Source organism: Plasticicumulans sp., assembly GCF_035331805.1.
In the GTDB taxonomy this organism is placed as follows: domain Bacteria; phylum Pseudomonadota; class Gammaproteobacteria; order Competibacterales; family Competibacteraceae; genus Plasticicumulans.
This window is the reverse complement of sequence record NZ_DAOLKE010000114.1, coordinates 1-10,152: the sequence shown is the minus strand read 5'-3', so window position 1 is coordinate 10,152 and position 10,152 is coordinate 1. Positions and strand designations below refer to the sequence as shown.

Genomic DNA, 10,152 nt, shown 5'->3' with positions numbered 1-10,152 from the left:
GAGCCTTCCTGCATGTTGCCGTCGCAGATGCCGAGCCAGACCACGAGCTGGTGCAGCTTCTTCAGGTAGGCGACGGCTTCCTGCGCCGAGCGCAGGTCGGGCTCGGAGACGATCTCCAGCAGCGGCGTGCCGGCGCGGTTCAGGTCGATGCCGGAGAGGCCGTGGAAGTCCTCGTGCAGCGACTTGCCGGCGTCCTCCTCCAGATGCGCGCGGGTGATGCCGATGCGCTTCGCCACACCGTCGACCAGGATGTCGAGGTGGCCGCGGGCGACCACCGGCAGCTCGTACTGCGAGATCTGGTAGCCCTTCGGCAGGTCCGGATAGAAGTAATTCTTGCGCGCGAACACGCTGCGCCGCGCGACCGTCGCGTCGATCGCCAGCCCGAGCATCACCGCCATGCGCACGGCCTCGGCGTTGAGCACCGGCAGCACGCCGGGCAGGCCGAGGTCGATCGCGCAGGCCTGACGGTTCGGCTCGGCGCCGTAGGCGGTGGCCGCGCCCGAGAAGATCTTCGATTTCGTCGCGAGCTGGGTGTGCACCTCCAGCCCGATGACTGCTTCCCATTCCATCCGTGCGTACCTGGAGTGAGTTTGAAGGAGTGAGGGATCAGGCCCGGGACCTGCGCGGGGATGACTGGCAGGCGGCGCTCAGCAGGACAGGGATCGGCGCGAAGCCGCGGCACCGGCAGACGCCGGTGCGGCCGCCCGATTCCCCACCGCCCTCATCGCCGATCACGCTTCATCCCCTGACGCTCCCCTCACGCGAAGCCCTGCGGCGCGCGCCGGTGCCAGTCGGTGGCGAGCTGGAAGCGGTGCGCGGCGTTCAGCAGGCGCGCTTCGGCGAAGGCCGGACCGATCAGCTGCAGGCCGACCGGCCGCCCGCCCTTGTCACCGACCGGGTGCGACAGCGCCGGCAGGCCGGCGAGGTTGACCGCGACCGTGTAGATGTCGGCCAGATACAGCGCCACCGGATCATCGGCCTTCTCGCCGAGATCGAAGGCGACATCCGGCGTGGTCGGACCGGCGATCAGGTCGCAGTGCTCGAAGGCGCGGCGGAAGTCCTCGTGGATCAGCCGGCGGATCTGCTGCGCCTTCAGGTAATAGGCATCGTAGTAACCGGCCGACAGCGCATACGTGCCGACCAGGATGCGCCGCTGCACCTCGGCACCGAAACCCTCGGCGCGTGAGCGCGTGTAGAGATCGACCAGGTCGCGCGGTGCTTCGCAGCGGTGACCGAAGCGCACGCCGTCGTAGCGCGCGAGGTTGCTCGATGCCTCGCAGGGCGCGATCACGTAGTAGGCCGGGATCGCCAGCTGCGCGTTCGGCAGGCTGACCTCGACCACGTCGGCGCCGAGCCGGCGGTATTCGTCGATCGCCGCCTCGACGGCGCGCGCGACGCCGGCATCGAGGCCGGCACCGAAGTATTCCTTCGGCAGGCCGATGCGCAGGCCGTCGAGCCCGGCTTCGAGGCCGGCGCGATAGTCCGGCACCGGTGCCCCGGCGCTGGTCGAGTCGCGCGCATCGAAGCCGGCCATCGCGCCGAGCAGCAGCGCGCAGTCCTCGGCGGTGCGCGCGAGCGGTCCGCCCTGATCGAGGCTGGAGGCGTAGGCGATCATGCCCCAGCGCGACACGCGCCCGTACGTGGGCTTGAGGCCGGTGATGCCGCAGAGCGCGGCCGGCTGGCGGATCGAGCCACCGGTGTCGGTGCCGGTCGCCGCCGGCAGCAGGCGCGCGGCGACCGCTGCCGCCGAGCCGCCGGACGAACCGCCCGGCACCGCCTGCACGTCCCAGGGATTGCGCACCGGCCCGTACCAGCTCGACTCGTTCGACGAGCCCATCGCGAACTCGTCCATGTTGGTCTTGCCGAGCATGACCATGCCGGCGGCATCGAGCTTCGCGACCACGGTGGCGTCGTAGGGCGCGACGAAGCGATCGAGCATCTTCGAGCCGCAGGAGGTCTTCACGCCCTGCGTGCAGAAGATGTCCTTGTGCGCGATCGGCAGGCCGGTCAGCGCGCCATATTCGCCCCGCGCACGCGCGGCATCGGCGGCATCGGCCTGCGCGAGCGCGCGCTCGGGCGTGACGGTGATGAAGCTGTTCAGCGCGCCGTCATGCGCCTGGATGCGCGCGAGCAGCGCCTCGGTCAGCTCACGCGACGAGAACGCGCCGGCGGCGAGGCCGCGGGCCAGTTCGGCGAGGGTCTGGGTGTGCATGGGCATTCACTTCCCGGTCGGGGACGGGGGACGGCGCAGGAGCGGATGAGGCGTCAGGCGCGCGGGGGGAGGCGCGGGCAGCGCAGGGCCTGGACAGGGCCGAGGCAGGAAATCCGCAGCTTCTCCCTGCCTCTTCCCGCGACGCCCGCTGCCGGCCTCACTCGAGGACGCGCGGCACCAGATACAGGCCGTCGGCGGTCTGCGGCGCGATCGCCTGGAAGTCGGCGCGCCGGTCGGACTCGGTGACGGCGTCGGCGCGCAGGCGCTGGCTCAGTTCGAGCGGATGCGCCATCGGCACGATGCCGGCGGTGTCGACGGCGTTCATCTGTTCGACCAGATCGAGGATCGCCGACAGCTTGCCGGCCACGGCCGGCACATCCTCGGCGCGCAGGGCCAGACGCGCGAGCTGCGCGGTGGCGGCGACCTGTTCGGGGCCCATCGACATCGGTTCCTGACTCCTCTCGACAGCGGTTCGGCAGCCATGCGCCCGTCATGGTGCAGCGCGATGAAATGGCCGGCGCACGGTAGCACGGATGCCGGCGCCCGCCCAAACCCCGGCCCCGGACTCGCCTTGCCCGGCTACCAAGCCGTTGATACCATGCCGCGCCTTTTCCACGGGGCTACGGCAAGCACAATGTTCCTCAGACGTCTGCGCGGACTCTTCTCCAATGACCTGTCCATCGACCTGGGGACCGCCAATACCCTGATCTATGCCCGCGGGCAGGGCATCGTGCTCAACGAGCCGTCCGTGGTCGCGATCCAGCAGGACGCCACGCGCGGCGGGCCGCGCACGATCGCCGCGGTCGGCACCGAGGCCAAGAAGATGCTCGGGCGCACGCCCGGCAACCTCAGCACGATCCGGCCGATGAAGGACGGCGTCATCGCCGACTTCACCGTCACCGAGAAGATGCTGCAGCACTTCATCCGCAAGGTGCATGCGCGCAAGTTCTTCAACCCGAGCCCGCGCGTGCTCGTGTGCGTGCCCTGCGGCTCGACGCAGGTCGAACGCAAGGCGATCAAGGAATCCGCCCTCGGCGCCGGCGCGCGCGAGGTGTTCATGATCCCCGAGCCGATGGCCGCGGCGATCGGCGCCGGCATGCCGGTCGACGAGCCGCGCGGCTCGATGGTCGTCGACATCGGCGGCGGCACCTCCGAGGTCGCGGTGATCTCGCTCAACGGCATCGTCTACTTCGAGTCCGTGCGCATCGGCGGCGACCGCTTCGACGAGGCGATCACCAACTACGTGCGCCGCAACTTCGGCGTGCTGATCGGCGAACCGACCGCCGAGCGCATCAAGCAGGAGATCGGCAGCGCCTACCCGACCTCGGACGTGCGCGAGATCGAGGTCAAGGGCCGCAACCTCTCCGAAGGCGTGCCGCGCAGCTTCATCCTGAACTCCAACGAGATCCTCGAAGCCCTGCAGGAACCGCTGTCCGGCATCACCGGCGCGGTCAAGAAGGCGCTGGAATCGACGCCGCCGGAGCTGGCCGCCGACATCGCCGAGCGCGGCATCGTGCTGACCGGCGGCGGGGCGCTGCTGCGCGACATCGACCGGCTGCTGATGGAGGAGACCGGCCTCAACGTCGTCGTCGCCGAGGACCCGCTGACCTGCGTCGCCCGTGGCGGCGGCCGGGTGCTCGAACTGATCGACGAGCGCGGCGCGCAGACTTTCGCGGTCGACTGACCGCCTCCCCTGCGGCCGTCTGCATCCGCGGCCGCGGGCCTGCTCCCGTCGCCGGGGGGACGCCGTGGGCAAGCTGGAATCCCGCCAGTCGAAATCGCTGTTCGCACCGGAAACGGCCGCGTCGATCCGCTATGCGCTGCTCGCGCTGCTGTCGGTGGTGCTGATGACGGTCGACCACCGCCAGCACCACCTGGAGCTGATGCGCAACGTGCTGGCCACCGCGCTGTACCCGCTGCAGGTCACCGTGCAGCTGCCGTTCGAGGCCGCCGACTGGCTGGCGCAGCACTTCGAATCGCGCTCGGCGCTGGTCGAGGAGAACGAGCGCCTGCGCGAGAAGCAGCTGTTCATCAATGCCCAGCTGCAGAAGCTCACCGCGCTCGAGGCCGAGAACCGCCGGCTGCGCTCGCTGCTGGAATCGACGGTCAACGTCGCGGCCGAGCGCGTGCTGATCGCCGAGATCCTGATGGTCGACTTCGACCCCTACCGCCACCAGGTGCTGCTCAACCGCGGCACGCAGCAGGGCGCGCGCATCGGCCAGCCGCTGATCGACGAGCGCGGCATCGTCGGCCAGGTCGCGCACGCCAACCTGCTCGATTCGACGGCGATCCTGATCACCGACCCCGCGCACGCGCTGCCGGTGCAGCTGACGCGCAACGGCATCCGCTCGCTCGCGGTCGGCACCGGGCGCTTCAGCGAGCTGGAGCTGCCGAACATCCCGAACAACGGCGACGTCAAGGTCGGCGATCTGGTCGTGACCTCCGGCCTCGGCGGGCGCTTTCCGCGCGGCTATCCGGTCGCGCGCGTCACGCGCGTCGAGTTCGACCCCGGCCGGCCGTTCGCGCGCGTGTTCGCGCAGCCGACCGCGCATCTCGATCGCGTGCGCGAGGTGCTGATGATCCTCGACGACATCGCCGATCCGGCCGCCCACCCCGGAGCCGCCGCCGTCGCGCCCGTGCCGGATGCCGCGAAGCCGGATCGCCATCCGAAGCCCGACAAGCCGGCCGCGGCCGCAGGCAGGCACTGAAACCATGGGGTCGATCGAAACCTCGCGCGGCTACGGGCTGGTGCTGCTGACCTTCGTCGTCGCGCTGATGCTCTCCAGCCTGCACCTGCCGCCGGTCATCGACCGCTTCCGGCCCGACTGGGTCGGGCTGGTGCTGACCTACTGGGCGCTGGCGCTGCCGAACCGCGTCGGCGTCGGCACCGGCTGGGTGCTCGGGCTGATCCAGGACACCGCCCAGGGCACGCTGCTCGGCCAGCACGCGCTCGGGCTGGCGACGGTCGCCTGGCTGACCGTGCGTTTCCACCAGCGCATCCGCGTGTTCCCGCTATGGCAGCAGGCGCTGTCGGTGGCCTCGTTCCTGATGATCGAACAGCTGCTGGTGGTCTGGATCAAGGGCATCACCGGCTATCCGCCCGGCGACTGGTGGTATCTGGCCCCGCCGCTCGGCGGCATGCTGGCCTGGCCGTGGGTGTTCATCGTGCTGCGCGACCTGCGCCGGCGCTTCCAGGTTTCCTGAGCGTTTCCGGATCGAGTGCCATGAGTCGCCCGCTTCGCGACACGCGCGCCGCGCGCAAGCTGTTCGCCGGCCGCGCCCTGGTGGCCGGCGTGCTGGTGTTCCTGCTGTTCTCGGTGATCGCCGCGCGTCTGGCCTGGCTGCAGATCGTCAACCACGAGCACTTCGCGACGCTGTCGGACCAGAACCGCATCCGGCTGGTGCCGGTGCCGCCGACGCGCGGCCAGATCTTCGACCGCAAGGGCGTGCTGCTCGCCGGCAACCTGGCGTCGTTTCATCTGGAGATCACGCCCGAGCAGGTCGGCAGCCACGCGCAGATGGAGGCGCTGCTCGAACAGCTCAAGACGCTGATCGAGCTGTCGGACTCCGAGATCAACCGCTTCCGGCGCCTGCTGCGCCGCAGCCCGCGCTACAACGGCGTGCCGCTGCGCTTCAACCTCACCGAGGATGAAATGGCGCGCGTGGCGATCAACCAGTTCCGGCTGCCCGGCGTCGACATCAGGAACGACCTGACCCGCACCTATCCGCTCGGGACGCACATGGCGCACGTCGTCGGCTACGTCGGACGCATCGACGAGCAGGAGCTTGCGCGCCTCGATCCGGCCGAGTACTCGGGGTCGAGCCACATCGGCAAGATCGGCGTCGAGAAGTCCTACGAGGACGTGCTGCGCGGCAAGGTCGGCTACCAGCAGGTGGAGACCAACGCCCAGGGCCGCGTGATCCGCGTGCTGGAGAGCACGCCGCCGACCGCCGGGCGCAACGTCTACCTGACCATCGACTCGCGCGTGCAGCGCGTCGCCGAACTCGCGCTCAGCGAGGCGAACTTCAACGGTGCCATCGTCGCGATCGACCCGCGCAACGGCGAGCTGATCGCGATGGCCTCGAACCCGTCCTACGATCCGAATCCGTTCGTCAACGGCATCGACGCCAAGAGCTACAAGGCGCTGAACACCTCGCCGGACCGGCCGCTGTACAACCGCGCGCTGCGCGGCATGTACCCGCCCGGCTCGACGATCAAGCCGTTCATGGGTCTGGCCGGCCTCGCCTACAACGCCGTCGACCGCTACTCGTCGATCTTCTGCGGCGGCTACTTCCAGCTGCCGGGGCAGGATCACAAGTTCCGCGACTGGCGCCGCGGCGGCCACGGCCGCACCGACCTCGACCGCGCGATCACCGAGTCCTGCGACGTGTACTTCTATGATCTCGCGCTCGAACTCGGCATCGACCGCATCGGGGCCTTCCTCGGCCAGTTCGGCTTCGGCAAGCCGACCGGCATCGACCTGCGCAACGAGAAGAGCGGCCTGCTGCCCTCGCAGGACTGGAAGCGGCGCACCTACAACCAGGCCTGGTTCCCCGGCGACACGGTCAGCGTCGGCATCGGCCAGGGCTATCTGCTGGTGACGCCGCTGCAGCTCGCGAGCGCGACGGCGACGCTGGCGATGGGCGGGCGGCGCTTCCAGCCGCGCATCGTGCATGCGCTCGAGGACCCGGCGCTGCGGCGCATCACCGAGCTGCCGGCGGTGGCGCTGCCAAGCGTCGCCGCGCCGGACCGGCGCATCTTCGAATGGGTCACGGCCTTCATGACCCACGTCGTGCACTCCGAACGCGGCACGGCGTTCCGGGCGGTCGGCAAGTTCTCGGCCTACCGCATCGCCGGCAAGACCGGCACCGCGCAGGTGTTCACGGTCGGCCAGAACGAGCGCTACGACGCCAGCCGCCTGAAGGATGAACTGCTCGATCACGCGCTGTTCATGGCCTTCGCACCGGCCGATGCGCCGCGCATCGCCGTTGCCGTGATCGCCGAGAACGGCGGCCACGGCGGTTCGGTGGCTGCGCCGCTGGCCAAGAAGGTCATGGATGCCTACCTGCTGCCGACCAACGCCGCGGGCGCCCCCGCCGGTGCGAGCCCGCCGCCATGAGGTCGTCATGAGTCCGTACGCCTTCCAGGATGCCCCGCTGCACGATCGCGAGGCACCGCGCCCGCGGCTGCTGGCGCGCGTGCACCTCGATGCGCCGCTGCTGCTCGGCCTGCTCGCGGTCGCCGCGATCGGGCTGGTCGTGCTCTACAGCGCCTCGCTGCAGGATCTGGAGTCGGTGATCCGCCAGGGCACGCGCCTCGGGCTCGGCTTCGTCGTGCTGATCGTGCTCGCGCAGGTGCCGCCGACGCTGCTGCGGACATGGACGCCGGCGCTGTATGCGATCGGCAACCTGCTGCTGGTTGCGGTCCTGCTGGTCGGCGATCACTCGATGGGCGCGCAGCGCTGGCTCGATCTCGGCTTCGTGCGCTTCCAGCCCTCGGAAATCATGAAGATCGCCGTGCCGCTGATGCTCGCGTGGCACTTCGCCGACAAGCAGTTGCCGCCGCGCGTGCCGCACCTGCTGGTCGGCGCGGTGATCGCCGGCGTGCCCTTCGTGCTGATCGCCAAGCAGCCGGACCTCGGCACCGGCCTCGTGGTGTTCTCGGCCGGGCTGTTCGCGCTGTTTCTCGGCGGCATGTCGTGGAAGATCATCTTCGGCCTGATCGCCGCGATCGCTGCGGTCGCGCCGGTGTTCTGGGAATACGGCATGCGCGAATACCAGCGCCAGCGCGTGCGCACGCTGTTCGACCCGGAGGCCGATCCGCTCGGCGCCGGCTACCACATCATCCAGTCGAAGATCGCGATCGGCTCCGGCGGCCTGTACGGCAAGGGCTGGCTGAACGGCACGCAGTCGCACCTCGAATTCCTGCCCGAGTCGCACACCGACTTCATCCTCGGCACCTTCGCCGAGGAGTTCGGGCTGATCGGCGTCTGCATCCTGCTGGTGCTGTACTTCCTGATCGTCGCGCGCGCGCTGCGCCTCGCGGCCGGGGCCGGCGACACCTACGGGCGCATCGCCGGCGGCACGCTGGCGCTGGTGTTCTTCTTCTATGCCTTCGTCAACACCGGCATGGTCAGCGGCATCCTGCCGGTGGTCGGCGTGCCGCTGCCGCTGGTCAGCTACGGCGGCACCTCGCTCGTGACGATCATGGCCGGCTTCGGTATCCTCATGAGCCTCCACTTCCACCGCCGCCGCGTCGGGCACTGAGCGCGACGCGCCGGAAGGGCTTCCCTGCCGCATGATCCGCCTCCTGTCCGTGGCCGCCGCCGGCCTGCTGCTCGGCGCCTGTGCCACCGCCACACCGCCCGTCGTCGAAGCCCGCCCGCGCCCGGTCGCCGCTGCCGAACCGGCCACCGGCCAGCCCTTCGCCGGTCGCAGCGAAGTCGACGCCTTCATCCGCGAGATGACCGCAAGGCACGGCATCGACGCCGGGGCGCTGCGCCGCGCCTTCGCGCAGAGCGCCTCGCGCCCCGAGATCATCGAGCTGATGGACCGCCCGGCCGAAGCCAAGCCGTGGTCGGCCTACCGGAAAATCTTCCTGACCGAAAAACGCATCGGCGGCGGCGTCGAGTTCATGCGCACCAACGCCGCGGCGCTGGCGCGCGCCGAGGCCCGCTACGGCGTGCCCGGGCAGGTGATCACCGCGATCATCGGCGTCGAGACCCTCTACGGCGCCAACACCGGCAAGTTCCCGGTGTTCGAGGCGCTGGCGACGCTGGCCTTCGACTACCCGCGCCGCGCCGACTACTTCCGCAAGGAACTGGAGAACTTCCTGGTGCTCGCGACCGAGGAAGGTCTCGACTTCCGCCAGCCGCTCGGCTCCTACGCCGGCGCGATGGGGCTCGCGCAGTTCATGCCGTCGAGCTACCGGCGCCTCGCGATCGACTTCGACGGCGACGGCCACCGCAACCTCTGGACCGACCCCGAGGATGCGATCGGCAGCATCGCCAACTACCTCGCCAACAGCGGCTGGCGCCGCGCCGATCCGCTGATCGCGCTGCCGGCACGCCTGAGCGGCCCGGGCTGGGAAGGTGCGGTGTCGAGCAACTTCCGCGCGCCGAAGTCGCTGACGCGCCTGAGCATCGCGCAGTGGCGCGCGCGCGGCGTCGAGCCGGCCGCGGCCGTCGATGCGGCACGCACGGCGCTGCTGGTGACGCTCGACGGCGAGACCGGACTGGAGCCGTATCTCTGCTTCGACAACTTCTACGCGATCACGCGCTACAACCTCAGCGCCCTGTACGCGATGGCAGTCACGCAGCTGTCCGAAGCGATCGCGGCCCGGCGCTGAGCCAGCGGAGACGAGGGCCGATGCCTGCGAACGCGAAGATGCGAGTCACCGTGCGACTGCTGCTGGGGGCCGGCGCGCTGTGGCTGGCGGCGTGCTCGACGCCGGATTCGGGCGACCGGCGCGCCGAGCCGCCGAGCCGCTCCGGCAACCCCGAGTCCTACGTGGTGTTCGGCAAGCGCTATCAGGTGCTCGGCACCAGCGAGGGTTACCGCGAGCGCGGCATCGCCTCGTGGTATGGCGATGCCTTCCACGGCAAGAAGACCTCCAGCGGCGTGCCCTTCGACATGCACGAGATCTCGGCCGCGCACAAGACGCTGCCGATCCCGACCTGGGTGAAGGTCACGAACCTGCGCAACGGCAAGTCGCTGGTGCTGCGCGTCAACGACCGCGGCCCCTTCGTCGGCGATCGCGTCATCGACCTGTCGTTCGCCGCCGCCAGGGCGCTCGATGTCACCGGCCGCGGCACGGCCGAGGTCGAACTCGAAGCCGTCGCGCCCTTCCAGACCCTCGCCGATGCCCACCGCCGGCCGAAGCCCGGCGATGCCGGCACGCTGCTCGCGTCGCGCGATCGCGGCAGTGCCGACGTGCTCGC

The 10,152-nt window shown here is 70.2% G+C and carries 9 protein-coding genes and 1 pseudogene; 7 read left to right on the top strand and 3 right to left on the bottom strand.

Going from position 1 to position 10,152, the window contains the following annotated elements; all coding sequences use genetic code 11:
* The 3 genes and pseudogenes from gatB to gatC all read right to left on the bottom strand — a co-directional run.
* Positions 1-569, bottom strand: a pseudogene (gene gatB, locus PKE44_RS09835) (Asp-tRNA(Asn)/Glu-tRNA(Gln) amidotransferase GatCAB subunit B); the annotation flags it as partial.
* A 188-nt stretch (positions 570-757) separates the two neighbouring features.
* Entirely contained in the window at positions 758-2,212 is a 1,455-nt protein-coding gene (gatA, locus tag PKE44_RS09830; protein WP_324550568.1) for an Asp-tRNA(Asn)/Glu-tRNA(Gln) amidotransferase subunit GatA, read from the bottom strand.
* Positions 2,213-2,369: 157 nt separating this feature from the next.
* Positions 2,370-2,657, bottom strand: a complete 288-nt coding sequence (gene gatC, locus PKE44_RS09825; protein ID WP_324550566.1) for an Asp-tRNA(Asn)/Glu-tRNA(Gln) amidotransferase subunit GatC — start codon at positions 2,655-2,657, stop codon at positions 2,370-2,372.
* 189 nt (positions 2,658-2,846) lie between these two features.
* Here gatC and PKE44_RS09820 point away from each other — a divergent pair, with 189 nt between their 5' ends.
* The 7 genes from PKE44_RS09820 to PKE44_RS09790 all read left to right on the top strand — a co-directional run.
* Positions 2,847-3,896 (top strand): rod shape-determining protein, encoded by a 1,050-nt coding sequence (locus PKE44_RS09820; protein WP_324550564.1) that lies wholly within the window; start codon positions 2,847-2,849, stop codon positions 3,894-3,896.
* Between the two features lie 64 nt (positions 3,897-3,960).
* Positions 3,961-4,920 (top strand): rod shape-determining protein MreC, encoded by a 960-nt coding sequence (gene mreC, locus PKE44_RS09815; RefSeq protein ID WP_324550560.1) that lies wholly within the window; start codon positions 3,961-3,963, stop codon positions 4,918-4,920.
* 4 nt (positions 4,921-4,924) lie between these two features.
* The gene (gene mreD, locus PKE44_RS09810) at positions 4,925-5,416 is read left to right on the top strand and encodes a rod shape-determining protein MreD (protein ID WP_324550559.1); all 492 of its coding nucleotides are present in this window, start codon (positions 4,925-4,927) and stop codon (positions 5,414-5,416) included.
* Between the two features lie 20 nt (positions 5,417-5,436).
* Positions 5,437-7,332: a penicillin-binding protein 2 gene (mrdA, locus tag PKE44_RS09805; protein WP_324550556.1), complete on the top strand. Its 1,896-nt coding sequence runs from the start codon at positions 5,437-5,439 to the stop codon at positions 7,330-7,332.
* Positions 7,333-7,339: 7 nt separating this feature from the next.
* Positions 7,340-8,479: a rod shape-determining protein RodA gene (gene rodA, locus PKE44_RS09800; protein WP_324550553.1), complete on the top strand. Its 1,140-nt coding sequence runs from the start codon at positions 7,340-7,342 to the stop codon at positions 8,477-8,479.
* A 31-nt stretch (positions 8,480-8,510) separates the two neighbouring features.
* On the top strand, positions 8,511-9,560 hold the full coding sequence (mltB, locus tag PKE44_RS09795) for a lytic murein transglycosylase B (RefSeq protein ID WP_324550551.1): 1,050 nt from the start codon (positions 8,511-8,513) through the stop codon (positions 9,558-9,560).
* Positions 9,561-9,580: 20 nt separating this feature from the next.
* A partial coding sequence (locus PKE44_RS09790; protein ID WP_324550550.1) for a septal ring lytic transglycosylase RlpA family protein occupies positions 9,581-10,152 on the top strand: 572 nt, incomplete at its 3' end.